Below are 26,110 nucleotides of genomic sequence, written 5' to 3' on the forward strand. Positions count from 1 at the left end.
CTGGCCAAGGTTCTCGATGATCGGCCCATGGTGTAGCGCAGCCGGCGCGCGCGCGCAAAGCCCGACTTTCCCTTTGCGCGGCCTTCCCCTATCACGGGGCCGAGAGGCAAATGAGGCGACCATGACCGATAAATTCCGCCTGACCCTTGGCCAATTGAACGCCACTGTCGGCGATCTGGCCGGCAATGCGCAGAAGGCGCGCGAGGCCTGGGCCGAGGCCAAGGCGGCCGGCGCCGACATGCTGGCTTTGCCCGAAATGTTCATCACCGGCTACCAGACGCAGGATCTGGTGCTGAAGCCCGCCTTCGTCGAGGACGCCATGGCAGCGGTCAAGGCGCTTGGCGAGGAGCTGGTCGACGGCCCGGCCATCGGCATCGGCGGCCCCTATGTCGAGGGCGACAACCGCTACAACGCCTATTACGTCTACCAGCATGGCAAGCTGGTCGCGCGGGTGCTGAAGCATCACCTGCCGTACAAACAGTTGTTCGATGAACTGCGCCTGTTCGATTCCGGCCCGGTCAGCGGTCCCTATCGCATCGGCCCGATCCGCATCGGCTCGCCCATCTGCGAGGACAGCTGGTATCCCGACGTGGCCGAGACGCTGGCCGAGACCGGGGCCGAGATCCTGCTGGTGCCGAACGGCTCGCCCTATCACCGCAACAAGCTGGACCTGCGCATGGGCCATATGGTCGGGCGCTGTATCGAGACCGGCCTGCCGCTGGTCTATCTGAACCTCGTTGGCGGGCAGGACGACCAGTTGTATGACGGCGCGAGCTTCGTGCTGAACCCGGGCGCGAAGAAGGTCGTGCAGTTGGCCCCGTTCCAGGAGCGCGTGGTGCATGTCGACTTCACCCGTGGCCCCGATGGCTGGCTGGCCGAGCCAGGGGTGATGGAGACCCAGCCCGACGAATGGGAACAGGATTACAACGCGATGATGCTGGGCCTGCGCGAATACCTGCGCAAGTCGGGCTTCAAGAAGGTGCTGCTGGGCCTCTCGGGCGGTATCGATTCCGCGCTGGTCGCCACCATCGCCGCCGATGCCATCGGACCCGAGAACGTGCGCTGCGTCATGCTGCCCTCGGAATACACCTCGCAGGCCTCGCTGGACGATGCCGCCAATTGCGCCACCCGTCTGGGGGTGCGGCTGGACACGGTGAAGATCGACGGGGCGCGGGATGCGGTCGAGGACGCGCTGGCGCATCTGATGGAGGGCACCAAGCCCGACACCACCGAGGAAAACATCCAGTCCCGCCTGCGCGGGCTGATGCTGATGGCGATCTCGAACAAGTTCGGCGAGATGCTGCTGACCACCGGCAACAAGTCCGAGGTCGGCGTGGGCTATGCCACCATCTATGGCGACATGGCCGGCGGCTATAACCCGATCAAGGATCTCTACAAGACTAGGGTGTTCGAGACCTGCCGCTGGCGCAACGCCAATCACCGCGACTGGATGATGGGCCACGCGGGCGAGGTCATCCCGCCGCAGATCATCAGCAAGCCGCCCTCGGCCGAGCTGCGCCCGAACCAGAAGGATCAGGACAGCCTGCCGCCCTATGAGGTGCTGGACGCGATCCTCGAAGGGCTGGTCGAGAAGGATCTTGCCCGCAAGGACCTGGTGGCGCAGGGCTTTGACCCCGAGGTGGTGAAGCAGGTCGAAAAGCTGCTTTATGGCAGCGAGTGGAAACGCTATCAGGCCGCCCCCGGACCGCGCATTTCCACCAAGGCCTTCTGGCTCGATCGCCGCTATCCGCTGGTCAACCGCTGGCGCGACGAAAGCTGAGCCCGCAGAAAATCTGCTGAGACCCCTGCCGTGTTAGGGATTTGTTAACCTTTCGGCGGATAGTCTCGCCCTACGGAACAGGCATAACGCCGATCACCGTGACCGAAGCGGGCGCCCTGCCTGCCCAAGCCAGGCAGGGCGTTCGTCGGACATTACCCCATACTGCCCCGATCCCTGACAAGAAACGTCGCGGATCGGGGATATGGCGTCCCACCCACCCCCGATAGCCGCCGCTTGCAGAGCTGCCGTCCCCCGGTCTAGCGTCGCCCCATGTTGCGCTATGTCATCCGCCGCCTGATCGTGCTGGGGGTCAGCCTCGCGGTTGCCTCGGCGCTGATCTTTTCGGTGGTCGAGCTGGTGCCGGGCGATCCGGCCAGCTTCATGCTGGGGACCGGGGCGCAGCCCGAAACCGTCGCCGCGCTGCGCCAGCAGATGGGTCTCGATCAGCCGCTGCCGCTGCGCTATGCCCAATGGATCGGCGGTATCCTGCAGGGCGATTTCGGCCAGAGCTTCACCTACAAGACGCCGATTGCCGGGATGATCGCCGACCGGATGCAGGTGTCGCTGCCACTGGCGCTGATGGCGCTGGCGCTGTCGACCCTGATTGCCTTTCCCGTGGGCCTCTATGCAGCGGCGCGGCGGGGCCGGGCTGGCGATGCAGCGGTGATGGGTGCCACGCAGATCGGCATCGCGCTGCCGAATTTCTGGTTCGCGATGCTGCTGGTCCTTCTCTTCGCGGTGAAGCTGCAATGGCTGCCGGCGGGCGGCTTCTCGGGCTGGGGTGATCCGCTGGCGGCGCTGAGGTCGCTGCTGCTGCCCGCCATCGCGCTGGCCCTGCCGCAAGCCGCCATCCTCGCGCGCGTGTTGCGCTCGGCCCTGATCGAGACGCAGGAGCAGGATTACATCCGCACCGCCCGCGCCAAGGGCCTGACCCGTGGCCAGACCCTGCGCCGCCATGCGCTGAGGAACGCGCTGATCCCGGTGCTGACGATTCTGGGGATGCAGTTCTCCTTCCTGTTGGCCGGGGCGATCATCATCGAAAATGTCTTCTACCTGCCCGGCCTTGGCCGGATGATCTTTCAGGCCATCACCCAACGCGACCTGATCGTGGTGCAATCGGCAGTGCTGGTCTTGGTCTTCGCGGTCATCGCCGTCACCTTCCTTGTCGATCTGGCTTATGCCGCTGTCGATCCGAGGCTGCGCAAGCGATGAGATGGGGGCTTATCCTTGGCGGACTGCTGTCCGGGCTGGCGTTGCTGGCGGCGCTGCTGTCGCTGGTCTGGACACCCTATGATGTCACCACCATGGCCATCGCCGACAAGCTGCAACCGCCGAGCATGGCGCATTGGCTGGGCACCGACCATTACGGCCGCGACATCCTGTCGATGGTCATGGTCGGCGCGCGCACCTCGATCGCCGTGGCACTGGTCGCGGTGGGGATCGGCATGGGCTTCGGCGTGCCGCTTGGCCTGCTGGCTGCCGCGAACCGGGGCGGCTGGCTGGACGAGATCATCATGCGCGGCAATGACCTGATCTTCGCCTTTCCCAGCCTCGTCATCGCCATCCTGATCACCGCCGTCTTCGGCCCCTCGGCGGTCAATGCCATCATCGCCATCGGCATCTTCAATATCCCGGTTTTTGCAAGGGTCACGCGCGGCGGTGCGCTGCCGCTCTGGACGCTCGATTACATCCGCGCGGCGGAAGTCGCCGGCAAGTCGCGCGGGCGCATCAGCCTTGAACATGTACTGCCGAATATCGCCAACCTCTTGATCGTGCAGGGCACCATCCAGTTTTCGCTTGGCATTCTGGCGGAAGCGGGCCTTTCCTATGTCGGCCTAGGTGCGCAGCCGCCGACGCCAAGCTGGGGCCGGATGCTGGCCGAGGCGCAGACCATGGTCACCATCGCACCGCATGTGGCGGTCATTCCCGGCCTCTGCATCCTTCTGACCGTGCTGGGCCTGAACCTGCTGGGCGACGGGTTGCGCGATGCGCTGGACCCGCGGCTGAGGGTGATGCGGTGATCGAGATCCGCGATCTGGCCGTCACCATCGGCGCGGCGCGCCTGCTGCGCGATGTCGATCTGCGGCTGATGCCCGGGACGATCACCGGGCTGGTGGGCGAATCCGGTTCCGGCAAGTCGATGACCGCGCTGGCCATGATGGGGCTGCTGCCGGGGCGGGCCGCCGCGTCGGGCCAGGTGCTGCTCGACGGGCAGAACCTGCTCGACCTGCCGGAAGCCGCGCTGTGCGGCATCCGCGGCCGGCGCATCGGAATGATTTTCCAGGAACCGATGACGGCGCTGAACCCGCTGATGACAATCGGCGATCAGGTGGCCGAGACTCTGCGGATCCATCAGGACATGGCCCGCGCGGAGGCGCTGGCCCGCGCACGCGAGCGGCTGGATCGCGTCGGCCTGACCGCGCCGCGCTTTCCGCTCAGCCTCTACCCGCACGAGCTGTCGGGCGGCCAACGGCAGCGCGTCGCCATCGCGCTGGCCATCGCGCTGCGCCCGGACCTGCTGATCGCCGACGAGCCGACCACGGCGCTGGATGTGACCACGCAGGCGCAAATTCTGGCCCTGTTGCGCGAACTGGTCCGCGACGAGGGCATGGCGCTGCTCCTCATCACCCATGACCTTGCGGTGGTGGCGGGCATGGCCGACCGGGTGGCGGTGATGAAGGCGGGCGAGATCGTCGAGGAGGGCGAGACCGAGGCGCTGTTCCGCGCCCAGACCCATCCCTATACGCGCCAGCTTTTCGCCGCCTCGCGCCATGTGCCGGATCGTGTGCCGGTCGCACCCGACGAGACGCCGATCCTGCGGGTCGAGCAGGCGCGGCGGGAATATTCCCTGCCCCGCGCATCGGCCCTAGCGGCGCCTGCAGTGCTGCGCGCGGTGGACGGGGTGAGTTTCGAGATTGCCGATGGCGAAAGCGTCGGGCTGGTCGGCGAATCCGGTTCAGGCAAATCCACCCTGACCCGCGCCATTCTGGGTCTCGATCCACTGCAGGGCGGGCGCATCTGGCTGGATGGGCAGGCGGTGACGGCGGGGCGGGCCATGCCGCGCGATCTGCGCGCGAAGATGCAGGTGGTGTTTCAGGACCCGTTCGGCAGTTTCGATCCGCGCTGGCGGGTCGAGCATCTGGTGGCCGAACCCTTCCACCTGACCGGCCGCCCGCGTGATTGGCGGGCGCGGGTCGGGGCGGCGCTGGAAGAGGTCGGGCTGGCCGCGAACGACGCGCGCAAATACATCCACGAATTCTCCGGCGGCCAGCGCCAGCGCATCGCCATCGCCCGCGCGCTGATCATCCGCCCGCGCCTGATCGTGCTGGACGAAGCGGTCAGCGCGCTGGATGTCCGCGTGCGCGCGCAGGTGCTGGATCTGCTGACCGACCTGCGCCGCAGCCATGGCCTCAGCTATCTGTTCATCAGCCATGACCTGTCCGTGGTTCGCGGCGTGACCGACAGGGTGCTGGTCATGCAGAACGGCAGGATCGTGGAACAGGGGCCAACGGCCAAGGTCATGGACGCGCCGACCCATCCCTATACGCGGCAGCTTATCGCCGCCGCGCCCGAGATTCCTGCAGGCTGGGTGTGAGGCCGCGCCCTACCCCGCCAGTGCCGCCGCCACCGCATCGCGCAAGGGCGTGGTCGGACGACCGATCAGCCGCGACAAAGCGCGGCCATCCTCCTGCAGCGCGCCCTGCGCCGCGTCGGCGTCCCAACCGGCAATGGCTTCGGCCAGCGGTGCGGGCAGACCGGCACCCTGCAGGATCGCGGCATATTCTGCCTCGGGCAGGTTGCGATAGGGGATATCCCGCCCGGTCTGGCGCGACAGTTCGGCAGCCAGATCGGCCAGCGTGAAGCCCTCATCCCCGGCAAGCTCATAGGTCTTGCCCTCGTGCCCCTCGCCGGTCAGCACCACCGCCGCCGCCTCGGCGAAATCTTCCCGGGTAGCGGCGGAAATGCGTCCCTCGCCCGCACTGCCCAGAAACGCACCGCCGACCAGCGCCGCCGGGATCGAGCCGGTATGGTTCTCGCTATACCAGCCGTTGCGCAGGATGCTGTGGGCAAGACCAGACGCCTTCAGCGCCGCCTCGGTCTGCCGATGCTCCTCTGCAAGGCTGAGGGGAGAGCGATCAGCATGCAGGAGGCTGGTATAGACAATGCGACCCACCCCTGCGGCCTTGGCAGCGGCGATGACATTGGCGTGCTGCGCCGCCCGCTGGCCGATCTCGTTCGACGAGATCAGCAGCAGCGTATCGATCCCCTGCAGCGCCTGCTCCAGCGCCTCGGGTGCGGTGTAATCGGCAGCGCGCGCCGTTACGCCCAGTTCGGCGGCCTTTTCCGGGCTGCGCGCGAGCGCAACGATCTCGGATGCCGGCACTCTGGATTTCAGCGCCTCGATCACCAGCCGGCCCAGTTGGCCGGTCGCGCCTGTCACGGCAATGGTCATGTCTGTCTCCTTTTCGGTTCTGGTGAAACCGATCTGGAGTGCCTACTTACGAAAAGTAAGAACGCACATTCTTGTAAGTATGGAGAAAATGTCCCTGTCGGAAAAGCTGCGTCGTGGCGACCTGATGTCAGCCGACTGCCCCTCGCGCGAGGTGCTGAAACATGTGACCAGCCGCTGGGGCGTGCTGGTGCTGATGGCGCTTGAAAGCGAGACCCGGCGCTTCGGCGAATTGCGCCGGATGATCGGCGGGGTCAGCGAGCGGATGCTGGCGCAGACGTTGCAATGGCTCGAGGCCGACGGGCTGGTGCAGCGCACCGCCTATGCGGTGGTGCCGCCCCATGTCGATTACCGGCCGACGCCGCTGGGTCTGCAGGCGGCAGAGCGGGTCAGGGGGCTGGCCGACTGGATCGAGACCAGCCTGCCCGAGATCATTGCGGCGCGAGACGCGGAACCCGGAACGGGCTGAGCCGCAGACAGCCTTGCTCAGGGCACCTCGATCTTGCCGACCAGCGGCACGTCGTCGCTGGGGCTGACGGTGTGGCGCTCGATCATCCGGTGGACAAGCGGATCAGCCTCGCCGCGATGCAACTGGCGCAGCGCCTGCGTGACCTCGTTGTCGGTCTTGGTGCGGCGCAGGTTGTGGCGGACGTAATCGTCCCAGGTGGCGATCTGATAGCTTTCCGACCAGATCTCGGGATGTTCCAGATCGCGCAACAGGCTCCAGGCCCGCGCGCCGTCGCGGCGGCGGATCACGCGGCGCTGGCGCATGAGGCGCAGGAATTCCGGCACATCCTTCAGGGCGATCTGGTAATCGACCATGATCTTGATCGGCCCCGAGCGCCCGCGCAGATCCAGCGCCAAGGGCGGCTCGCGGAAGCGATCGGCGGGGTCGAGGTCGAGATTGCCGAATTCCGGCGCCTTGAACACGAAGCCGATCAGCAGGCCCAGACCCAGTACCGCCGAGGCGCAGACGAAGGCCGAGCCGACGCCATGCGCCCCGGCCACCCCGCCCCAGATCCATGACCCCGCCGCCATGCCGCCGAACGTGGCCGTCTGGTAAAGCGCCAGCCCCCGCGCCACCACCCAGCGCGGGGTCGAGAGCTGCACCGTCACATTGAACAGCGACAACGCCAGCACCCATGAGGCACCCGCCGGCAGCATTGCCAGCGCGTGCAGCCAGATCGTATCGGTCAGCCCCAGCGCCAAGGTCGCCAGCGCAAAGCCCAGGAAGGCCAGGCGGATGACATGCTCGTTATCCATGCGCGCGCGGATGCGCGGATTCAGGATCGCCCCGCTGATCGCACCCAGACCGAAACAGCCCAGAAGCCCGCCGAACAGCATCGATCCGCCCTGCGGATGGGCCTTGGCGACCAGCGGCAGCAGCGCAAGCACCGAGACCGCGCCGAAGCCGAACAAAGCCGCCCGTCCGATGACGCGCAGGAGGTTCGGCGACAGCGCGACATAGCGCAGCCCAGTGCCGACAGCGCTGATGAAGGGTTCGCGCGTATGGGTCACGGGCCGCTTGGGCGGCGACCAGCGGACAAGCGCGGCCAGCAGCGGGATATAGCTGAACGCATTGACGAAAAACGCCGCCGCGGCGCCAAAGACCGCGACGATCAGCCCGCCCGCCGCCGGTCCGACGCTGCGCATCAGGTTGAACCCGACCGAATTCAGCGTCACCGCCGCCGGCAGATCCTCGCGCGGGACCAGGTCGCCCATGCTGGCCTGCCAGGGCGGGTTATAGAGCGCCTGCCCCGCGCCGATCAGGAAGGTGAAGCCCAGAAGCAGCCAAGGCGTCAGGATTCCCTGCCAGGCGGCGAGGGCCAGAAGCGCCGAGAAGCTTGCCATCAACACCTGCGCCGTCAAGAGCAGCGTCTTGCGGTCAAACATGTCGGCCAGCGCCCCCGACATCAGCGCCAAAAGCATGATCGGCAGCGTGTTCGAGGCCGCCACCAGCGCGATCAGCGTGGCGCTGTCGGTCAGCTGGGTCATCATCCAGGCCGCGCCCACCTGCTGCACCAGCCCGCCGAAATTCGACACCAGCGTCGCCGCCCAGAGCGTGCGGAAATCGACATGGCGGAATGGCGCGAGGGCAGAGGGCTGACTGGGCAAGACGGCTACCGGGCTACGGGTCTGGGGTCAGACTAGGCGGATGTTCCGGGCGGGGCAATGCGCCTGCGCGCGGGTCGGCGAGCGTGGAAAAAGGCCCCGCCCTTGGGGAGGGCGGGGCCGTAACACTCGTTCAACGTTGGGATCGGTCGTCAGGCGCGTTTGACCAGCCTGACAATGAGCAGCAGGATCACTGCGCCGATGGTGGCATAGATGATCGAGCCGATGATCGAGCCGGCGCCGCCGATGGCGAGACCGAGGGCCGGGAACAGGAAGGACGCGATCACCGCGCCGAGGATGCCGATGACGATGTTCATCACCAGCCCCTGTCCGTGCCCTTTCACAATCTCGCCAGCCAGCCAGCCCGCGATCGCACCGATCAGCAGGGTAATGAGAAGTCCGGTAACAGTCATAGTTGCGCTCCTGTGCAGGTCATCCGGCGCAAGCACCGGAAATCATGCAATTTAACTATTATGCCGGCGAAAAGTTCCGCTTCGGGTACCGACCTTGCCGAATGGCAACAGTGTTGCGGCTAATTCGAGCCGAATGGCCTGCAAGGGTTGACGCCACACGGCACCGACAGGCTGATAAAGATTGGCTCGAATCACGCTGGCTCTGCCGTCGGCGCGGTTCCGAACTTGGTATCCGCTGTCACAGGCGCGCTTGAGGCGCCTGCCGTTACGAAGGAAATCGCTATGCGTCTCGCTGTCACCGCCGCCGTGCTGGCCCTTGGGCTGGCCGGTTGTGCCCCTGAAACCGCTGTCCAACAGTCCGATCCCAACGATCCCCGCGAGTTGGCCACGCTGCCCGTCGGCGCAACCCCGGCCAACGAGGCGCAGATCTATGCCGCCCGCAACGACATGTTGCCCGGTGGCAAGCCCTTCGTCATCCCGGCCGTGCGTCCCGCCTATCTGACCGAGCGCAACCGCCGCCAGCGCGTGCCCTATAATGGCCCCGAAGCGCCCGGCACGCTGGTCGTCGATCCCTATGCGCGCGTCCTCTACGACGTGTTGCCGGGTGGCGAGGCCATGCGCTTTGGCATCGCGGTCGGCCGCGAGGGCAAGGGCTTTGCCGGCAATGCCACGATCCAGCGCAAGCAGGCCTGGCCCAGCTGGACGCCGACCGCCAACATGGTCCGCACCGAACCCGAGCTTTATGCGCAATTCGCCGGCGGGGTGGCCGGTGGCCCGGAGAACCCGCTGGGGTCGCGGGCGCTGTACCTCTACCGTGGCGGCAAGGACACCTATTACCGCATCCACGGCACCATGGACCCCTCGTCCATCGGCAAGGCGACCTCGGCCGGCTGCATCCGCCTGTTCAACCAGGACATCATGGACCTGTTCGACGAATCGCGCTTGGGCGATCCGGTGAAGGTCCGTTCGCAGGCCGAAAGCCTGCGGCTGGAAGGCCCGATGGTCAACACGCCCGAGGGCTACGTGGTCCCGGCCCGCGAGATGCAGGCTGCGACCGGCACCGCAGCTCCGGCTGCTGCCACCGCCGCACCGGCCGCGCAGACCGTATCCTTCGTCTCGCCGGTCGAAAGCGCCGTTCCCGGGAACTGATCCTGACGCAGAGAGCGTCGACATGATCCAAGGCCCCGGCACAGCGCCGGGGCCTATTCATTTGCGTGTGCGGCTTTTCTGCGGCAAAGATGCGCCATGACCTCACCCTGCATCGCGAGGACCCGATGCCGAACTTTGCCAAACTGGCCAAGGAATTGCTGTCCGAGGAAGAGCTTGCGCTGACGGACCGCGCCAGCAAGCCCGCCATCACCGCACTGGACGATGCCAGCCTGATGGCGCTGATCGCCGATCTAACGGGGCGCTTGGCCGGGGCGGAAACCGCTGCAGCGACCGCAGGTGCGACCCCCGACGGGCCGTCCAAAGCCGACATCCTGAATGCCGCCCTCAGGCGCGCCCATGCCGACCGCCGGCGCCGGGGGCTAACCACCGATGGCGGGGCGCGATCCGCCGGCAAAGCGCCCGCTGGCGCGCCACGTGCGGCGACCGCAACGCCAAAGAAGCCGGCGGCCAAGGCCCCGGCAGGGCCCGGCAAGCGTCGCCCGGCGGGTCGCAAACCTGCCTCGAGCAAGCCCGACACCCGCACCACGCCACGGCGCGTGGTCAAGGCGAGGCCAAAGCCCGAGACCGCCGCGAGCGCAGCGACCGCCGCCGAAACGTCCGCAGCGGCAAAACCCACCCGTGCGCGCCCGGCGCAGCCGCGCAAGCCGAAGGCCGCGACGACAACCGCCAAGCCCGCCAAGGTGACGCCGACCGTCGCCGAACTCGAGCAAGCCGCTGCCGCCAAGGAGGCGGCGAAGGCTGAGCGCAAGGCAGCGAAGAAGGCCGAGAAGCAGGCGGAGAAGGCGGCCCGCAAAGCCGAGAAGGAAGCCGAGAAGGCCAAGCTGAAAGCCGAGCGCAAGGCCGCCCGGAAGGCCGCGAAAAAGGCCGAGCGGCAGGCGGAGAAGGCCAAGGGCGGCAAGGCGAAATCAGACGCAGCAAAATCGGACGAGAAGAAGAAAAAGAAGAAGGCCAAGGACAAGGCCTGACCCCGCGTTCCGCCTGCCGATCGGAAATCCGGGCGTTTGCAATGGCGCCCGGCAATGCTAATCAGGCAAGGGGTTTTCTGTCAGGGGTCTGATGCGTCAGTTTGCGTTGATCTGTGCCGTGCTGCTGCTTGCGGTGACAACTGCGGCGGCGCGCCCGGCGGTGGATGCCATCGTGGGCTATCCGCCGCCCAGAGAGCGCGAGAACCAGCGCTGCACCGATGACGGCCGCGACTGCGTGCGGCTGGAACACTATGTCGATGATGTCTGCAAGCTGATCGAGCGCAATGCCGCGCAGAACCAGCTGGACCCGAGTTTCCTGGCCCGCCTCCTGTGGAAGGAAAGCCGGTTCGAACCCAGCGCGGTCAGCCCCGCCGGGGCCATCGGCATCGCCCAGTTCATCCCCTCGACCGCCGAGCTTTACGATCTGGACGACCCGTTCAACCCGGCTCAGGCGATCTCGAAATCGGCCTGGTATCTGCGCCATCTGACCAACATGTTCGGCAATATCGGACTGGCGGCAGTGGCCTATAATGGCGGCGAGAACCGGGCGGCGCGGTTCATCAACAGCAAGACCGTGCTGCCCTATGAGACGCAGGATTACGTCGAGTCGATCACCGGCCACAACGCCTGGCGCTGGCGCGACAACCCGCCGGGCGCCGAGGAATTGCAGCTGGCGCTGAACAAGGACCAGCCCTTCCGCGAGGCCTGCGTCGAGCTGGCCGGCAATCGTTCCCTGCGCGAGTTCACCCCCGAGCAGCGGGCCTTTCCCTGGGGCGTGATTCTGGCCAGCCACCCCAGCCGCTCGGGCGCGCAGCAGCAGGTCACGCGGCTGAACCGCAGCCTGCGGCCGATCCTGCAGGGCAAGCAGATCGGCTATGTCAGGAAGCGCATGACCGGATCGTCGCGCGCCGTCTATACGGCGCAGGTAGGCTATGACAGCCGGGCCGAGGCCAACGCCTTCTGTGTCATGCTGAAGCAGGTCGGCGGACGCTGCATCGTGCTGAAGAACTGAGCCCTAGAAGAAACTCTGCGGATCGATGTCCACCGAGAGCCGCAGGTTGGTCGGCGGCTTGTGCGGGGCCAGCCAGTCGCTGATCGCCATCTGGATCGGCGCCTGCCGCGCGGCGCGGATCAGCATGCGCATGCGGTGGCGGCCACGGATGCGGGCGATGGGCGCGGGGGCTGGCCCCCAAAGCTCACAACCTGCATCGCGCAGGGGCGCGGCATGGCGGGCGAGGTGCTGGGCGAAATCGGCGACCACGCCCGGATCGGGATGCGAGAGGATGACCCCCGCCAGCCGGCCATATGGCGGCATCCCGGCGCCCTGCCGGCCAAGCGCCTCGGCATCCCAGAATCGTTCATCCTCGCCCGACAGGATGGCGCGGATGACCGGGTGGTCGGGCTGATGGGTCTGCAAGAGCGCCAGCCCCGGCGCATCGCCCGGCTGCCGCCCGGCCCGGCCCGCCACCTGCCGCATCAGCTGGAACGACCGTTCGGCCGCGCGCAGGTCGGCACCCTGCAGGCCCAGATCGGCATCGATGACGCCGACCAGCGTCAGGCGCGGGAAGTTGTGGCCCTTGGCGACGATCTGGGTGCCGATGATGATATCGGTCTTGCCGTTGGATATTTCCGCAATGGTCTCTTTCAGCGCCCGGGCTGAATGGAACAGGTCCGAGGAGAGGACCGTGGCGGTGGCGTCGGGAAAGCGGGCGGCGACCTCTTCGGCCAGACGCTCGACGCCCGGGCCGACCGGGGCCATGCGGCCCTCGACCTTGCAACTGGGGCAGGCGGTGGGGATGGGCTTCGTCTCGCCGCATTGGTGGCAGACGAGGCGGTTCTGGAAGCGGTGTTCCACCATCCGCGCATCGCATTGGTCGCAGCCGACCTGCTGGCCGCAGGCGCGGCAGACCGTCACCGGCGCATAGCCGCGGCGATTGATAAACAGCAGCGACTGTTCGCCCTTGGCCAGCCGCGCCTCGACCGCGCGGGCGAGCGTCGGCGAAATCCAGCGGCTGCCCGGCATCTCTTCGCCGCGTAGATCGATGGCGGCCATGTCAGGCAGTTCCGCCTCGCCATAGCGCGAGCGCAGGTCGAGGCGCTGGTATTTCCCGCTGGCCGCGTTCACCCAGCTTTCAAGGCTGGGCGTGGCCGAGGCCAGCACCACCTGCGCATCGCTGAGCGAGGCGCGCAGCACCGCCATGTCGCGGGCGCTGTAGAAGACCACGTCTTCCTGCTTGTAGCTGCTGTCATGTTCCTCATCGACGACGATCAACCCGAGATCGCGGAAGGGCAGGAACAGGGCCGAGCGCGCGCCGACCACCAGCCCGACCTCGCCCCGCCCGGCCATGTGCCAGAGCCGGCGGCGTTCGGTGCGGGTGATGCCGCTGTGCCATTCGCCGGGGCGGGCGCCAAAACGGGCTTCGACCCGGTCGAGAAACACGGCCGACAGCGCGATCTCGGGCAGAAGCACCAGCGCCTGACGCCCGGCCTTCAGGCATTCGGCCACCGCTTCCAGATAAACCTCGGTCTTGCCCGATCCGGTGACGCCGCGTAGCAGCGTGGTGCCATAGCGCCCGCCGGCAATGGCCCGGCGCAGCACATCCGCCGCCGCCTGCTGGTCCGTGGCCAGGGGCTTGCCGAGCCGGTCGGGATCGAGGCGCGGATAGGGCAGATCGCGCGGGGCGGCCATCTCGGCCAGCGTGCCCGCAGCCACCAACCCCTTGACGACCGAGGTGCCGACCCCGGCCAGTTGCGCCAGTTCCGAGGGCGCGAAGCTCGCCCCGCCGTAATCGGCCAGCACCTGCATCACCCGCGCCCGCGCCTCGGTCATCCGCTCGGGCGGATCGCCGGCCAGCGTGATCACCCGCCGCTCGGCGGTCGGACGGTCAAGATCGGGGGCGCGGGTCGCCATGCGCAGCATCAAGGGCAAGGGCGTCAGGGTGTAATCGCCGGCGCGGGCGAGAAATTCGAGAAAGTCTGGCGCCAGCGGCTCGGCCTCGAGCCCGCGGATCACCGGGCGCAGCTTGGCGGCATCGAAGCCGCCCAGCCCCTCGCCCCAGACCACGCCCAGCACCCGGCGCGGACCCAGCGGGCAGAGGACCAGCTGCCCGGTCGCCACGCCCCCCTCGGGCGCGAGATAGTCGAGCACGCCCACGGGCTCGGTCGTCAGCACCGCGATGCGGTGGCCGACAGGGAAGAAGCGGGGTTCGGGAAGCAGCGTCATGACGCGCTATAAAGGCGATGAGCGGGGGCGAGTTCAAGAGCCGAGGGAAGGGCCGGCGGACGACCGCGGGCATCCGCTGCCGGCGTTTCGTGGACGCGGTTTATGGTGCCAGTATATCGAACGGTTGTTCGGCGCGGGACGGCAAGAAAGCGGACGCCCGGGGGGCGGTCGTCCGCTGGCCCGGCGGCACTGCGTGCCTTGCTCCGGGCCGGGACTGTAAGATCGGCGGGTCGGGCGCGGCCCGTGCTGGTCGCACGGGCCAAGGGTCAGCCACCCTTTCCGCCGCCCTGCCTTTGCGGTATCACCGCCCCAACCCCAAGCATGAGGAGCGCCGCCATGAAATTCTTCGTCGATACCGCCGATGTTGCCGCCATCAAGGAACTGAACGATCTGGGCATGGTCGATGGTGTGACCACCAACCCCTCGCTGATCCTGAAATCCGGCCGCGACATCATCGAAGTGACCAAGGAAATCTGCGACATGGTCGAGGGCCCGGTCTCGGCCGAAGTGGTCGCCGAGAAGGCCGAGGACATGATCCGCGAGGGCACCAAGCTGGCCGCGATCGCGCCGAACATCGCCATCAAGGTGCCGCTGACCTGGGACGGGCTGAAGGCCTGCCGCCATTTCTCGGATGCCGGTCACATGGTCAACGTGACCCTGTGCTTCAGTCCGGCGCAGGCGATCCTGGCCGCCAAGGCCGGCGCCACCTTCATCAGCCCGTTCATCGGCCGGCTGGACGACATCCATCTGGACGGCGTCGACCTGATCGCCGATATCCGCGAGATCTATGACAATTACGGCTACGAGACGCAGATCCTTGCCGCCTCGATCCGTTCAGTCAACCACATCATCGAGGTGGGCAAGATCGGGACTGACGTAATTACCGCACCTCCGAGCGTAATCAAGGCGATGATCAACCATCCCTTGACCGACAAGGGCCTCGCACAGTTCAATGAGGACTGGGCAAAGACCGGTCAGAAGATCGGCTGAGACCGCGCAGGAAGCGCGGCAAACGAGGGCAGAAGCATGAGTGCAGTTCTGGACGACGTGACGCGCGAAAAACTGTTGGCCGATCCGTCGGTCCTGCTGGGCGACCGCGATCTCATGCGGGCGCTGGTGGCGGCGCGCGAGGCGGAGGTCGGTCACAATGTGATCGACATTCGCGGCCGCGCGATGGAGGCGCTGGAGACGCGCCTCGACCGGCTTGAGGTCGCTCATGAAAGCGTGATCTCGGCCGCCTTCGACAACCAGTCGGGCATGGCGGTGATCCACCGCGCGGTTCTGGCGCTGCTGGAGCCGCAGGATGCCGCCGGCTTCGTCGAGAACCTGCAGGCCGAGGTCGCGCCGCTGTTGCGCGTCGACACGTTGCGGCTGGTCTTTGAAAGCGACGAACCGCAGCCCGGCCTGCCGGACCAGATCATCCTTGCCCCCAAGGGCGCGGTGGCGCGGCTGATCGCCGGGGGACGTCGCAATCCGCGCGGCGACGACATAATCCTGCGCAAGGCCGCCGCCATCAGCCAGACGGTGCACGGCATGGACGTGGCGTCCGAGGCACTGATCCCGCTGGATCTGGGCCCGGATCATCCCCCGGCGCTCCTGCTGATGGGCAGCGCCGAGCCGGGGCGGTTCTCGCCCGCGCATGGCACCGACCTTCTGCGCTTCTTCGGGCAGGTGTTCCGGCTGACGCTGATGGGCTGGCTGCGCGAATGACCGAACCGGGCCAGCTTGCCCTCGCGCCCGCCATGTCGGACGCGCTGGCCCGCTGGCTGGAGGTCGAGGCCGGCACCCGCGACCGCTCGCCCCATACGATCAAGGCCTATCGGGACGATCTGGTCAGCTTCCTGCGCTTCCTTGGCGATTACCACGGCAATCCGGCCCTGCCCGGTGGGCTGGCGGGGTTGAAGCAGACCGACATGCGCGCCTTTGCCGCCGCCGAGCGGGGGCGCGGTCTCGGCGCACGCTCGCTGGCGCGGCGGCAATCGGCGGTGCGGTCCTTCCTGCGCTGGATCGCCGACCGCGAGGGGGTCGATCTCTCGGCGGCGCTGTCGACCCGCAGCCCGAAATACCGCCGCTCGCTGCCCCGGCCCCTCGCGCCCGATCAGGCGCGGCAGATGCTGGACATGGCGGGCGAGGCGAATGAGACGCCGTGGCTCGCCGCCCGCGATGCCGCCGTGCTGACGCTTCTCTACGGCTGCGGGCTGCGGATTTCCGAGGGGCTTGGCCTCGATGGCCGCGACTGGCCCTTCCGCGAGGCGCTGACCATTCGCGGCAAGGGCGGGCGCGAGCGGCAGGTGCCGGTGCTGCCGGTGGCGCATCAGGCGGTGGCGGATTACCTGCGGCTCTGCCCCTGGCCACTCGAGGCCGACCAGCCGCTATTCCGCGGCGCGCGCGGCGGGCGGCTGAACGCGGGGATCGTGGAAACCACCATGCGCCGCGCGCGCCAGGCGATGGGCCTGCCACCGAGCGCCACCCCTCATGCGCTGCGCCATTCCTTCGCCACGCATCTGCTGGCGGCGGGGGGCGATCTTCGCACCATTCAGGAACTGCTTGGTCACGCCAGCCTGTCCACGACGCAGGTCTATACCGGTGTCGATGACGCGCATCTGCTGGCGGTTTATCACGCGGCGCATCCACGGGGATAGCGGCGGGGCGGGAACTGACAGCACCCTCTGGCATTTTCCCGGTCAACCGCCCACATAGTGGGTCAAACTCAGGAAAGGACGCGCGATGAGCAATCACGCCATCTTCAACCGACCCATGGATGCCCCGATCCCCGCGGGCTATGACGAGGCCATTTTCGGCATGGGCTGCTATTGGGGGATCGAGCGGCTATTCTGGAAGCAGGACGGTGTCTGGCTGACCGAAGTGGGCTTTTCCGGCGGTCAGGTCGAGAATCCAACCTATCGGCAGGTCTGCGCGGGCAATACCGGCCATGCCGAGGTCGTGCGCGTGGTCTATGACAGTTCGCGCATCAGCTATGAGCATCTGCTGCAGCTCTTCTGGGAAAACCACGATCCCACGCAGGGCAACCGGCAGGGCAACGATGTGGGCAGCCAGTATCGCAGCCTGATCGTCGCCATGAACCCCAGTCAGCGCACCGCCGCCGAGGCCTCGATGATAGATTATGGCAACCGGCTGGCGGTCGAGGGTTATGGCAAGGTCACAACCCAGGTCATCGACAAGGTGCCCTTCTGGCCCGCCGAAGAGGCGCATCAGCAATATCTGCACAAGAACCCGAACGGGTATTGCGCGATGAAGGGCACCGGCGTCGCCTGCGCCCTGCCGAATCCGGCAGGTCTCTGATGCCGACCTGGACGGCCCTGACCCATACGGCGGGTCACGCGCGCGCGGCGGCACTGGCCGAGGCCTGCGAGGAGGTGCTGGAGCCCGAACCCGTCGGCTCCGGCGTCTTCGAGATCGAGGACGGCAAGGACCGGTGGGAGGTCGGTGTCTATTTCACCGAGGCCCCCGACGAGGTGGCGCTGGCGCTGCTGGCCGCCGCGCATGAGGCCGAGCCTTTCGTCATCTCGGAACTGCCCGAGGTCGACTGGGTCGCCAAAGTCAAGCGCGAGCTGTCACCGGTTCATGCCGGGCGCTTCTGGGTCCATGGCAGCCATGATGCGGACACCATCCCCGAGGGGGTCGAGCCGCTGTGGATCGAGGCTGCCATGGCCTTCGGTACCGGCCATCACGGCACGACCAAGGGCTGCCTTGAAGCCGCAGACCGGTTGCAGGTCGCGGGCTTTGACCCCAAGCGCATCGCCGATATCGGCTGCGGCACGGCGGTGCTGGCCATGGGGGCAGCGCGGCTTTGGCCGGTGACGGTGTTGGCCAGCGATATCGATCCGATCGCGGTTGATACCGCCGCCGCCAATGTCATCGCCAACGGGCTGGACGGCCGGGTCGTCTGCATCGAGGCCGTGGGCTTCGATCACCCGATGCTGGACGAGGGCGAACCCTTCGATCTGGTCTTTGCCAATATCCTGAAACAGCCGCTGATCGACCTTGCGCCGCATATGCACAGGCATGTGGCGCATGGCGGCAGGATCATCCTGTCGGGCATCCTGAACGAACAGGGTGACGAGGTGATCGCGGCCTATGAGGGGCAGGCCTTCACGCTCGAGCGCCGCGATGAGCTGGGAGAGTGGACCACGCTGACCATGCGGCGCGGCTGATTAGGCCCGCTTCAGACATGCAAAAACCCCCGTTGCCACCGCATCGGGGGTTTTTCATTGGCCCGTTTACCCCGGGACCGGGCGGGACTGCACGGCTCAGAAGCGGCGCGCGATCCGCTCGATATCGCCACGGCAGAGGCCGATATCGTTCAGTTCGTGATCCGACAGGCGGCTCAGCGAGTTGCGCGTCACGCGCGTGTCGTTCCAGGCGGTCAGGCGCTCGAGCACCCAGGCGAAAATGCCGGTGGAGTGCGAGGCAGTGGCCATGCGGTTCATGTCAATCGCGGACATCGTGTCACCTTTTTCAGTTCATCTGCCCGCGTATCGGGCTGTTTCGGTATACCGATGCAAATAGATTTTGCAGATGCAGAAAACCATCCACAAGAATGCAGGGCTGATATGCAGACACTGCATAAAACCCCAATATTGTTGACGTTTTCTTGATGCTGCGCTGCCGCATAGGGCGGGCGGAGTGACTGGCAAATCGCAGGCTGATCCACACACAATGCCTGACTTTCAGGCGAACCGCCCGATCCCCTGATGCGAGGTGGTGCGTTGTCGCAGCTCGGTGATCCGCTGCCCTCGGGATCCGTTGACCACGCGCCAAGCTGCGACAGGGCAAGAATCATCCCGGGGACGAGCTCGAATGCACCATCTCCGCACTGCCGGACCGGGTTGGACAATCACCCTTCGAGGGGTCAGTGTGACCCCGAAGCGGACCAAGGGAGCGTGACATGGGCATCATCGAGACGCTGATCGGCGAGGTTGCGATTCCGGCCATGACCCCGGTGCGGCAGGTCTTTGACGACAGCCGCATCACCGATATTCCCGCTGCGATCCGCGCCGAATTTGCCCGCATGGCCGGCGCACATGGGTTGCGGCCCGGCATGAGCGTCGCCGTGGGCGTGGGCAGTCGCGGGCTTGCCGATCTGCCGGTGATCGTGCGCGCCACCATCGAGACTATCCGGGCCGAGGGAGCGGAACCCTTCATCGTGCCGGCCATGGGCAGCCATGGCGGTGCCAGCGCCGAGGGTCAGCGCGCATTGCTGGCCGGGCTGGGGGTCACGCCCGACAGCGCCGGCTGCGAGATCCGCTCGTCGATGGAGGTGAACCAGATCGGCAGCCTGCCCAATGGCCTGCCGATCTATCTGGACCGGCTGGCGCTGCAGGCGGACGGGATCGTGGTCATCAACCGGGTGAAGCCGCATACCAGCTTTTCCGCCGAGATCGAGAGCGGGCTGGCGAAGATGGTGACGATCGGGCTGGGCAAGCAGAAGGGCGCCGAAAGCTGTCACGCCATGGGCTTTGGCCTGATGGGCCAGAACGTGCGCGACATGGCGGCGCTGAACCTTGGCACCCTGCCGATCCTGTTCGGCATCGCTTCGGTCGAGAATGCCTATGACCGGGTCTGTCATCTGGAGCTGGTGCCGGGCGCGCAGATCATCGCCCGCGAGCCTGGGCTGTTGCAGATGGCCCGCGCCCGGATGCCGCGCATTCTCTTTGATCCGCTGGACGTGTTGGTGGTCGACCGCATGGGCAAGGAGTTCTCCGGCACCGGCATGGACCCGAACATCACCGGCCGCGCCGGCACACCCTATGTGCGCACCGCGCAGACGGTCGGCAAGCTGGCGGTGCTGGACCTCAGCACCAAGAGCGGCGGCAACGCCACCGGCATCGGGCTGGCCGATATCTGCACCCGGCGGCTGGTCGAGAAGATCGACTATCCCGCAACCTATGCCAATTGCATCACCTCGACCGTGCTGGCCAGCGCCCGCCTGCCGGTCATCATGGACAGCGAGAAGGCGGCGGTGCAGGTGGCGCTGAAGACCAGCAATGCCGCAGATCCCGAGGCCCCGCGCATGGTCTGGCTGACCGATACGCTGCACCTGGAAACGATCCGTATTTCCTCGGCGCTGCTGCCCGAGGCGCGCGAGAATCCGGCGATCGAGATTCTGGGCGAGGCCGAGTCGCCGCGTTTCGACGCGGCGGGCAATCGCGCCTAACCCGCGCCGATGGCCTTCCAGGCTGCTGCTGCTGCGCCGAATCCATTGCCGATATTGGTGGTGACGACGCCGGGGGCGCAGCTGGCCAGCGCCGCGCTCAGCGCCGCCTGCCCGCCCGCCGAGACGCCATAGCCCACCGGCGAGGGCACGGCGATCACCAGCCCCGGCACCAACCCGGCGAGGACGGAAAACAGCGCCCCCTCCATCCCGGCGACGGCGATCACCACGCGGAACTGGCGTAACTCGTCGGCCACTTCCATCAGCCGCCAGAGGCCGGCCACACCGACATCGGCGTAGAGCGGGGCCTCGGTGCCGAAGACCTGCAGGGCGCGTCGGGCCTCGGCAGCCACAGGCAGATCGCTGCTGCCGGCGCAGACCACGGCGATTTTTCCGTCCGATTCAGGCCGACGCGTGGGGGTGCCGAGGATGGCGGTGCGTGAGACGGGGTCGTAGTCGAGATCGCCTAGGTTTGCCGCCACCTCGGGGGCGAGGCGGGTCAGCAGCAGGGCGGCGTCCCGCTCGCGTGCTTCCTTGAGGATGCGGGCAAGTTGATCGGGGCTTTTGCCTTCGGCCAGCACCGCCTCGGGGATGCCGGTGCGGGCGCGGCGCTGCCAGTCGAAGCGGATATCGCCGGGGTCAGTGGTCAAGGATGAAGGCCGATCCGCGGCGATAGGGGGCGATGGCGGCGAGGATACGGTGATCGGCACCGCAGAGGCGGGTGGCCTCGGCGGTCAGGTGTGCCATCAGGGTCGCATTCTCGAGGAGGTCGGGCGGCAATTCGATCCGCACGCCCTCAGCGGTGATCCGGCAGCGATGATCGCCGGGACCGGCGAGGGTGGTCAGCGCGGCCTCGACCCGCGCGACGAACGCGAGATCATCGGCGCGCACCGGCAGGCCGGTTTCGATGCGGCTGGCAAGGCAGGGTTGCGCCGGCAGGTCCTGCACATCGGTGAGGCCGAATCCCGCCGCCATGCGCCGGATCTCGGCCTTGCCCATGCCGGCCAGCACGAAGGGATGGATCACCTGCCGCTCGGCCGCAGCGGTCAGGCCGGGGCGGTAATCGCCCAGATCGTCGAGATTGGCGCCCGAGGCGATGGCGCCGTCCCAGACCGTGCTGATCCGCGCGTAAAGGTTCGACTTGCAGAAATAGCAGCGATTGACCGGATTCCTGAGGTAGTCGGGATCGGCGAATTCGCCTGCTTCGATCACCGTGAGCCGCCAGCCATTCGCCTCGGCATGGCGGCGAACGCGGGCCGTCGCCTCGTCGGGCACGGCGGGCGAGACGGCGTGAAACACGCGCGGCACCTGCCCCGCCAGCCGCAGGGTCGCATGGGCCAGCGTCAGGCTGTCGACGCCGCCGCTGACCGCCAGCGCCAGCTGCGGCTGGCCCGCAAGGACAGCGCGCAACCGCGCGGTCGGATCATCTTGTGGGGGCATCGTCCTGTCATTCATGTCCCCAACCTAGCAGAGCATTCCGCCCTGACCATGCCCCTTGCCATCCCGGCGCGGCTGGGGATCATCGGGCGGCGAAGGAGACGCCCATGCCGCAACACACCCATCTGCATCTCGACCCGCTTGGCGGCATTGCCGGCGACATGTTCGTGGCCGCGATGCTGGATGCCGCGCCGGAGCTTTTGCCCGAGGCGCAGGCGCTGGCCGCACGGATCGGGCCGGGTGTCGGCATCGACGCGGTGGAGCAGCGCGATCACGGGATGCGCGGGCGGCACCTTGCCGTCACCCTGCCCGAAAGCCGCCGGGGTCCGCGCCATTACGGCGAATATCAGGCGCTGCTGGCGGAACTGGCCCCCGATGCGGGCGTGGCGCGGCGGGCCGAGGACATTTTGCGCCGCTTGGGCGAGGCCGAGGCGGCGGTGCATGGGGTCACCCTGGCGCAGGTGCATTTCCACGAGATCTCGGACTGGGATTCCATCGCCGATGTGCTGCTGGCTGCGCTCTGCCTCGAACGGCTGGGGGTGAGTTCCGCCAGCACCTCGGCCCTGCCGCTTGGGGGTGGGCGGGTCGAGACCGAACACGGCCAGATGCCGGTGCCGGCGCCGGCCACGCAGATCCTGATGCAGGGCCTGCCGGTGATCGATGACGGCATTCCGGGCGAGCGGGTCACGCCGACCGGCGCGGCGATCATGGCGCATCTGCAGCCTGCCCCCGCCCTGCCCGCTGGCACCATGGTGCTGGATCGCAGCGGCAACGGCCTTGGCACGCGGCGGATGCAGGGGGTTGCGAACCTGCTGCGCGTGGGGCTGTGGCAGCGGGAGGCGGCGCAGGATCGGGATAGGGTTGGCGTCATCAGCTTCCATATCGACGACCAGACCGGCGAGGATCTGGCGGTCGGGCTGGCGCGACTGCGGGCGCGCGAGGATGTGCTGGATGTTCTGCAACTGCCGGCCTTCGGCAAGAAGGGCCGGATGATGAGCCGGATCGAGGTCATCTGCCGTCACGCGGCGATGGAGGATGTGGCCCGCGCCTGTTTCGCCGAGACCACCACCATCGGCTTGCGCCTGCGGGACGAGCGGCGGATGCTGCTGCCCCGCGACGCGCAGCCGGTGCAGATCGACGGCCGCGAGATCGGCACCAAGACCCGGCAGCTTCCGCTTGGCGGTCAGATCATCAAGGCCGAGATGGATGATCTGGCCCAAGCCGGCGACCATGCCGCCCGGCAATCCCTGCGCCGCCGGGCCGAGACGCCAGACTAGAGCCACCCCCACTTGGCGCTTCCCTTGTCAACTAAGTTGACAAGTGAGGGCTGTTCGGTTGAACCTTTGGCGGTCGGCGTCTCCTTTCGGGGACCAACGGACGCCGTGGGAGGACCAGCTTGCCCAGCCAGCCGCGACCGCCAGACAAGGCGGCGGGCATTGGTGGCCGGGCTTCAAGAGCATATGACAGGGAGGATAGAATGCGCGTATTGATCGCAACCGGATTTATCGCCTTTGCCGCGACCGGCGGCATGGCCGAGGCCCAGCAACTGAAACTGATGACCGGGCCGCAGGGCGGATCCTGGTATCCGCTTGGGGGTGCCATGCAGTCGATGGTGTCCGATGACGGCATCGGCATTCAGGTGCTGCCGGGCGGCGGCGTCGCCAATGTGCAGGGGGTGCAGGGTGGTCAGGCCGATCTGGGCTTTGGCAACTCGATCTCGGTCGTCGATGCGATCGAGGGGCGGCCGCCCTTCGAGGGCAAGGCCGACAATGTCTGCAATGTGGCCACCCTCTATCCGCAATATTTCCACATCGTCGCCACCGAGGCGAGCGGCATCCAGACCGTCGCCGACATCGCCGGCAAGCGGCTGGTCACACAGCCCGTCGGCAATACCGCCGAAGAGGTCACTCGTGCGGTGCTGAAAACCGCCGGCACGGATTACGAGGCAATGCGCAGCGTCGATTACGTCTCTTATTCCGACGGGGTGGCGCTGTTGCAGGATGGCAATGCCGATTACTTCACCCTCGGCACCACCGTTCCGGCTTCGGCGGTGATGGATCTGGCCAATTCCACCGCCATCAAGATGGTGCCGCTGGAGCAGAGCTTCATCGATGACATGAAGGCCAATCTGAACCCGGGCTATGCCAGCCTGAACATTCCCGCCGGCAGCTATCCCGGTCAGGACGAGGATGTGCTGGCGGTGGGCTATGCCACCCAGGTCATCGCCCGCTGCGACCTGGACAAGGACGTGGTGAAGACACTGCTGACCCGGATGTGGGAAGGCCGCGACGACCTGATCGCCATCAGCGCGGCGATGAAAGATACCACGCTGGAAAGCATGCAGGCCGATACCGGCGTGCCGCTGCACGAGGGCGCCAAGGAATTCTATGCCGAACAGGCCGGCGGCTGATCCCTGACCAACAGCGGGGCCCGACCGGGCCTCGCCCCCTCGCGGTGCGGAAGGGAACGGACATGCTGGCAAACTCAATCTGGATGCGGCGCGTGGTGACGCTGGTCGCCGTGACCATGAGCCTCTTTCACCTCTACGTGGCGTGGTTCGGGCCGCCCAATGCCTTTACCCTGCGCGCCACGCATTTCGGCTTCGCGCTGGTGCTGGCCTATCTGACGCTGCCCTTCACGCCTTCGCGGGCCGATAAATCGCCGGGGATCATGGACCTGATCCTGATGGCGGCGGCGCTGGCGGCCTCGGCCTATCCGATCGTCAACCAGACCTATTTCAACACCCGCATGGCCTATGTCGGGCCGGTCTCGGTGATGGATCAGGTGATGGCGACGGTGATGATCGTCACCGTACTCGAGGCCACGCGCCGCGCCGTTGGGCCGATCCTGCCGATCACTGCGCTGGTCTTTCTGGGCTACCAGATCTTCTTCACCGGGGCCGACCTGACGCGGCTCTTGGAATATCAATACATGACCACCGATGCCCTCTTCGGTGTGCCGGCGCAGGTCTCGGCCACCTATGTGGTGCTGTTCGTGATCTTCGGGGCCATGGCCGAGCGGTTCGGCATCGGCAAGCTGTTCATGGATTTCGCGCTGGCCCTGACCGGCCATACGGCGGGCGGGCCGGCCAAGGTCGCCGTCGTCACCTCGGGCCTCTTCGGCTCCGTCTCGGGGTCCGCTGTGGCCAACGTGATGACTACCGGAACCTTCACCATCCCCTTGATGAAGCGCATCGGCTATCCGGCGCATTTCGCCGGCGCGGTCGAGGCGGTGGCCTCGACCGGCGGGCAGATCATGCCGCCGATCATGGGCGCCGCCGCCTTCGTCATGGCCGAGTTCATGGGCGTCAGTTACCTGACCGTCGCCGCCTATGCGCTGCTGCCAGCGCTGCTCTACTATCTCGCGGTCTTTCTTGCGGTGCATTTCGAGGCCCGCAAGCGCGGCATGAAGGGCCTGCCCCGCGCCGACCTGCCGCGCGTGGGCAAGGTGCTGCGCGACGAGGGGCATCTGTTCCTGCCGCTGGTCATCATCATCGCCACGCTGATGTCGGGCTATTCCGCGCCCTTCTCGGCCCTTGCGGGGATCCTGTCGATCGTGCCGGTGGTGCTTCTGCGCAAGACCACGCGGAAAGAGTTCAGCATCCCGAAACTGATCGAGGCGCTGCAATCGGGCGCGGTCAATTCGGTGGTGGTGGCGCTGGCTTGCGCCACGGCGGGCATCGTCATCGGCGTCATCGCGCAGACCGGGCTGGGGCTGACCTTCACCGGGCTGGTCCGGGCGGCGGCGCAGGACATGCTGCTGCCGGCACTGATCCTGACGATGATGGCGGGGATTGTGCTGGGCATGGGCATGCCGACGACGCCGGCCTATATCGTGCAGGTGGCACTTCTGGTGCCGGCACTGGTCAAGCTGGGGGTCTCGATCCCGGCAGCGCATATGTTCGTCTTCTACTTCGCCATCCTCTCGGCCATCACGCCCCCTGTCGCCATCGCCGTCTATGCCGCCTGCGGCATCGGGCGATCTCCGGTGGTCAGCACCTCGATGACCGCCGTGCGGCTGGGGCTGACGGGCTATATCATCCCCTTCATGTTCGTCTTCGGCCCCTCTCTGCTGCTCATCGGGGAATGGCCCAAGGTGGTGCTGACGGTCATCACCGCGACGCTTGGCGTGACCTTCCTCTCGGCGGGGCTGGCCGGCTATCTGTTCCGCCCGGCGGGCTGGCTGGTCCGCATCCTGCTGATCGCCGCCGCCTTCACGCTGATCAAGCCGGGGCTGATGACCGATGCCATCGGGCTGGGGCTGGGGTTGCTGGGTGCGCTTCTGAACCGGCGCGAACCGAACCCGGAACACACTGCCGAGGCCGATCTGGAAGGCGAGACCCATGTGAAGATGAGCGACCTGAAGACCGGCGAGAACTGAGGCGC

The 26,110-nt window shown here is 67.1% G+C and carries 24 protein-coding genes; 17 read left to right on the forward strand and 7 right to left on the reverse strand.

What is annotated here, in order from left to right:
* Positions 1-121: 121 nt before the first annotated feature.
* The 4 genes from Q1A36_RS10535 to Q1A36_RS10550 all read left to right on the forward strand — a co-directional run bounded on the left by Q1A36_RS10535 (position 122) and on the right by Q1A36_RS10550 (position 5,375).
* Positions 122-1,780 carry an NAD+ synthase gene (locus Q1A36_RS10535; protein ID WP_299843276.1) on the forward strand — a complete coding sequence of 553 codons (1,659 nt, stop codon included), beginning with the start codon at positions 122-124 and terminating at the stop codon, positions 1,778-1,780.
* A gap of 270 nt (positions 1,781-2,050) precedes the next feature.
* Positions 2,051-2,992: an ABC transporter permease gene (locus Q1A36_RS10540; protein WP_299843279.1), complete on the forward strand. Its 942-nt coding sequence runs from the start codon at positions 2,051-2,053 to the stop codon at positions 2,990-2,992.
* Positions 2,989-3,801 (forward strand): ABC transporter permease, encoded by an 813-nt coding sequence (locus tag Q1A36_RS10545; RefSeq protein WP_299843282.1) that lies wholly within the window; start codon positions 2,989-2,991, stop codon positions 3,799-3,801. The genes Q1A36_RS10540 and Q1A36_RS10545 overlap by 4 nt, the downstream gene beginning before the upstream one ends.
* Positions 3,798-5,375 carry a dipeptide ABC transporter ATP-binding protein gene (locus Q1A36_RS10550; RefSeq protein ID WP_299843285.1) on the forward strand — a complete coding sequence of 526 codons (1,578 nt, stop codon included), beginning with the start codon at positions 3,798-3,800 and terminating at the stop codon, positions 5,373-5,375. Before Q1A36_RS10545 ends, Q1A36_RS10550 begins: the two co-directional genes overlap by 4 nt.
* A 9-nt stretch (positions 5,376-5,384) precedes the next feature.
* On the opposite strand, the gene Q1A36_RS10555 is transcribed toward Q1A36_RS10550, so the two are convergent.
* Positions 5,385-6,233, reverse strand: a complete 849-nt coding sequence (locus Q1A36_RS10555) for an SDR family oxidoreductase (protein WP_299843288.1) — start codon at positions 6,231-6,233, stop codon at positions 5,385-5,387.
* Between the two features lie 79 nt (positions 6,234-6,312).
* On the opposite strand from Q1A36_RS10555, the gene Q1A36_RS10560 reads away from it, so the two are divergent.
* Positions 6,313-6,699 (forward strand): helix-turn-helix domain-containing protein, encoded by a 387-nt coding sequence (locus Q1A36_RS10560; RefSeq protein WP_299843291.1) that lies wholly within the window; start codon positions 6,313-6,315, stop codon positions 6,697-6,699.
* A gap of 17 nt (positions 6,700-6,716) precedes the next feature.
* Here the strand turns inward: Q1A36_RS10560 and Q1A36_RS10565 are convergent, their stop codons facing one another.
* Positions 6,717-8,345 (reverse strand): MFS transporter, encoded by a 1,629-nt coding sequence (locus Q1A36_RS10565; RefSeq protein WP_299843294.1) that lies wholly within the window; start codon positions 8,343-8,345, stop codon positions 6,717-6,719.
* Between the two features lie 149 nt (positions 8,346-8,494).
* A complete protein-coding gene (locus Q1A36_RS10570) occupies positions 8,495-8,755 on the reverse strand; it encodes a GlsB/YeaQ/YmgE family stress response membrane protein (RefSeq protein ID WP_299843297.1) in 261 nt (86 codons plus the stop codon).
* A gap of 282 nt (positions 8,756-9,037) precedes the next feature.
* Here Q1A36_RS10570 and Q1A36_RS10575 point away from each other — a divergent pair, with 282 nt between their 5' ends.
* The 3 genes from Q1A36_RS10575 to Q1A36_RS10585 all read left to right on the forward strand — a co-directional run bounded on the left by Q1A36_RS10575 (position 9,038) and on the right by Q1A36_RS10585 (position 11,902).
* Positions 9,038-9,904, forward strand: coding sequence for a L,D-transpeptidase (locus Q1A36_RS10575; RefSeq protein ID WP_299843300.1), 867 nt, complete (start codon positions 9,038-9,040; stop codon positions 9,902-9,904).
* Between the two features lie 89 nt (positions 9,905-9,993).
* Positions 9,994-10,890, forward strand: coding sequence for a hypothetical protein (locus Q1A36_RS10580; protein WP_299843302.1), 897 nt, complete (start codon positions 9,994-9,996; stop codon positions 10,888-10,890).
* 91 nt (positions 10,891-10,981) lie between these two features.
* On the forward strand, positions 10,982-11,902 hold the full coding sequence (locus tag Q1A36_RS10585; RefSeq protein ID WP_299843305.1) for a lytic transglycosylase domain-containing protein: 921 nt from the start codon (positions 10,982-10,984) through the stop codon (positions 11,900-11,902).
* A 3-nt stretch (positions 11,903-11,905) separates the two neighbouring features.
* Here the strand turns inward: Q1A36_RS10585 and Q1A36_RS10590 are convergent, their stop codons facing one another.
* Positions 11,906-14,113, reverse strand: a complete 2,208-nt coding sequence (locus tag Q1A36_RS10590) for a primosomal protein N' (RefSeq protein ID WP_299843307.1) — start codon at positions 14,111-14,113, stop codon at positions 11,906-11,908.
* Positions 14,114-14,449: 336 nt separating this feature from the next.
* On the opposite strand from Q1A36_RS10590, the gene fsa reads away from it, so the two are divergent.
* From fsa to Q1A36_RS10615, 5 genes are all read left to right on the forward strand, one after another.
* A complete protein-coding gene (fsa, locus tag Q1A36_RS10595; protein ID WP_299843308.1) occupies positions 14,450-15,103 on the forward strand; it encodes a fructose-6-phosphate aldolase in 654 nt (217 codons plus the stop codon).
* 36 nt (positions 15,104-15,139) lie between these two features.
* Positions 15,140-15,823 (forward strand): DUF484 family protein, encoded by a 684-nt coding sequence (locus Q1A36_RS10600; protein ID WP_299843311.1) that lies wholly within the window; start codon positions 15,140-15,142, stop codon positions 15,821-15,823.
* Complete coding sequence (locus Q1A36_RS10605; protein ID WP_299843313.1) at positions 15,820-16,755, forward strand: tyrosine recombinase XerC; 936 nt, start codon at positions 15,820-15,822, stop codon at positions 16,753-16,755. The genes Q1A36_RS10600 and Q1A36_RS10605 overlap by 4 nt, the downstream gene beginning before the upstream one ends.
* 85 nt (positions 16,756-16,840) lie before the next feature.
* The gene (gene msrA / locus Q1A36_RS10610) at positions 16,841-17,416 is read left to right on the forward strand and encodes a peptide-methionine (S)-S-oxide reductase MsrA (RefSeq protein WP_299843316.1); all 576 of its coding nucleotides are present in this window, start codon (positions 16,841-16,843) and stop codon (positions 17,414-17,416) included.
* Positions 17,416-18,288, forward strand: a complete 873-nt coding sequence (locus Q1A36_RS10615) for a 50S ribosomal protein L11 methyltransferase (protein WP_299843319.1) — start codon at positions 17,416-17,418, stop codon at positions 18,286-18,288. Before msrA ends, Q1A36_RS10615 begins: the two co-directional genes overlap by 1 nt.
* A 96-nt stretch (positions 18,289-18,384) precedes the next feature.
* Here Q1A36_RS10615 and Q1A36_RS10620 read toward each other — a convergent pair whose 3' ends face one another.
* Positions 18,385-18,579: a DUF1127 domain-containing protein gene (locus Q1A36_RS10620; RefSeq protein ID WP_299843322.1), complete on the reverse strand. Its 195-nt coding sequence runs from the start codon at positions 18,577-18,579 to the stop codon at positions 18,385-18,387.
* Positions 18,580-19,022: 443 nt separating this feature from the next.
* Between Q1A36_RS10620 and Q1A36_RS10625 the strand changes: the two genes are divergently transcribed.
* A complete protein-coding gene (locus tag Q1A36_RS10625; RefSeq protein ID WP_299843325.1) occupies positions 19,023-20,291 on the forward strand; it encodes a lactate racemase domain-containing protein in 1,269 nt (422 codons plus the stop codon).
* On the opposite strand, the gene larB is transcribed toward Q1A36_RS10625, so the two are convergent.
* On the reverse strand, positions 20,288-20,938 hold the full coding sequence (gene larB / locus Q1A36_RS10630) for a nickel pincer cofactor biosynthesis protein LarB (RefSeq protein WP_299843328.1): 651 nt from the start codon (positions 20,936-20,938) through the stop codon (positions 20,288-20,290). The two genes, Q1A36_RS10625 and larB, sit on opposite strands and share 4 nt — an antisense overlap.
* On the reverse strand, positions 20,928-21,728 hold the full coding sequence (locus Q1A36_RS10635) for an adenine nucleotide alpha hydrolase (protein ID WP_299843331.1): 801 nt from the start codon (positions 21,726-21,728) through the stop codon (positions 20,928-20,930). The genes larB and Q1A36_RS10635 overlap by 11 nt, the downstream gene beginning before the upstream one ends.
* A 104-nt stretch (positions 21,729-21,832) precedes the next feature.
* Here Q1A36_RS10635 and Q1A36_RS10640 point away from each other — a divergent pair, with 104 nt between their 5' ends.
* From Q1A36_RS10640 to Q1A36_RS10650, 3 genes are all read left to right on the forward strand, one after another.
* A complete protein-coding gene (locus Q1A36_RS10640; protein ID WP_299843334.1) occupies positions 21,833-23,002 on the forward strand; it encodes a LarC family nickel insertion protein in 1,170 nt (389 codons plus the stop codon).
* Between the two features lie 200 nt (positions 23,003-23,202).
* Positions 23,203-24,135, forward strand: a complete 933-nt coding sequence (locus Q1A36_RS10645; protein ID WP_299843337.1) for a TAXI family TRAP transporter solute-binding subunit — start codon at positions 23,203-23,205, stop codon at positions 24,133-24,135.
* A 62-nt stretch (positions 24,136-24,197) separates the two neighbouring features.
* Positions 24,198-26,105: a TRAP transporter permease gene (locus tag Q1A36_RS10650; RefSeq protein WP_299843340.1), complete on the forward strand. Its 1,908-nt coding sequence runs from the start codon at positions 24,198-24,200 to the stop codon at positions 26,103-26,105.
* The last annotated feature ends 5 nt before the right edge of the window (positions 26,106-26,110 follow it).

The sequence above is a fragment of the uncultured Paracoccus sp. genome (assembly GCF_947487305.1).
Taxonomy (GTDB): domain Bacteria; phylum Pseudomonadota; class Alphaproteobacteria; order Rhodobacterales; family Rhodobacteraceae; genus Paracoccus.

Bases quoted from the DNA above. Each gene is read 5' to 3' on its own strand.
- Q1A36_RS10535 (WP_299843276.1), top strand. From the start codon at position 122: ATGACCGATAAATTCCGCCTGACCCTTGGCCAATTGAACGCCACTGTC.
- Q1A36_RS10540 (WP_299843279.1), top strand. From the start codon at position 2,051: ATGTTGCGCTATGTCATCCGCCGCCTGATCGTGCTGGGGGTCAGCCTC.
- Q1A36_RS10545 (WP_299843282.1), top strand. From the start codon at position 2,989: ATGAGATGGGGGCTTATCCTTGGCGGACTGCTGTCCGGGCTGGCGTTG.
- Q1A36_RS10555 (WP_299843288.1), bottom strand. From the start codon at position 6,233: ATGACCATTGCCGTGACAGGCGCGACCGGCCAACTGGGCCGGCTGGTG.
- Q1A36_RS10560 (WP_299843291.1), top strand. From the start codon at position 6,313: ATGGAGAAAATGTCCCTGTCGGAAAAGCTGCGTCGTGGCGACCTGATG.
- Q1A36_RS10570 (WP_299843297.1), bottom strand. From the start codon at position 8,755: ATGACTGTTACCGGACTTCTCATTACCCTGCTGATCGGTGCGATCGCG.
- Q1A36_RS10575 (WP_299843300.1), top strand. From the start codon at position 9,038: ATGCGTCTCGCTGTCACCGCCGCCGTGCTGGCCCTTGGGCTGGCCGGT.
- Q1A36_RS10580 (WP_299843302.1), top strand. From the start codon at position 9,994: ATGCGCCATGACCTCACCCTGCATCGCGAGGACCCGATGCCGAACTTT.
- Q1A36_RS10585 (WP_299843305.1), top strand. From the start codon at position 10,982: ATGCGTCAGTTTGCGTTGATCTGTGCCGTGCTGCTGCTTGCGGTGACA.
- Q1A36_RS10590 (WP_299843307.1), bottom strand. From the start codon at position 14,113: ATGACGCTGCTTCCCGAACCCCGCTTCTTCCCTGTCGGCCACCGCATC.
- fsa (WP_299843308.1), top strand. From the start codon at position 14,450: ATGAAATTCTTCGTCGATACCGCCGATGTTGCCGCCATCAAGGAACTG.
- Q1A36_RS10600 (WP_299843311.1), top strand. From the start codon at position 15,140: ATGAGTGCAGTTCTGGACGACGTGACGCGCGAAAAACTGTTGGCCGAT.
- Q1A36_RS10605 (WP_299843313.1), top strand. From the start codon at position 15,820: ATGACCGAACCGGGCCAGCTTGCCCTCGCGCCCGCCATGTCGGACGCG.
- msrA (WP_299843316.1), top strand. From the start codon at position 16,841: ATGAGCAATCACGCCATCTTCAACCGACCCATGGATGCCCCGATCCCC.
- Q1A36_RS10615 (WP_299843319.1), top strand. From the start codon at position 17,416: ATGCCGACCTGGACGGCCCTGACCCATACGGCGGGTCACGCGCGCGCG.
- Q1A36_RS10620 (WP_299843322.1), bottom strand. From the start codon at position 18,579: ATGTCCGCGATTGACATGAACCGCATGGCCACTGCCTCGCACTCCACC.
- Q1A36_RS10625 (WP_299843325.1), top strand. From the start codon at position 19,023: ATGGGCATCATCGAGACGCTGATCGGCGAGGTTGCGATTCCGGCCATG.
- Q1A36_RS10635 (WP_299843331.1), bottom strand. From the start codon at position 21,728: ATGCCCCCACAAGATGATCCGACCGCGCGGTTGCGCGCTGTCCTTGCG.
- Q1A36_RS10640 (WP_299843334.1), top strand. From the start codon at position 21,833: ATGCCGCAACACACCCATCTGCATCTCGACCCGCTTGGCGGCATTGCC.
- Q1A36_RS10645 (WP_299843337.1), top strand. From the start codon at position 23,203: ATGCGCGTATTGATCGCAACCGGATTTATCGCCTTTGCCGCGACCGGC.
- Q1A36_RS10650 (WP_299843340.1), top strand. From the start codon at position 24,198: ATGCTGGCAAACTCAATCTGGATGCGGCGCGTGGTGACGCTGGTCGCC.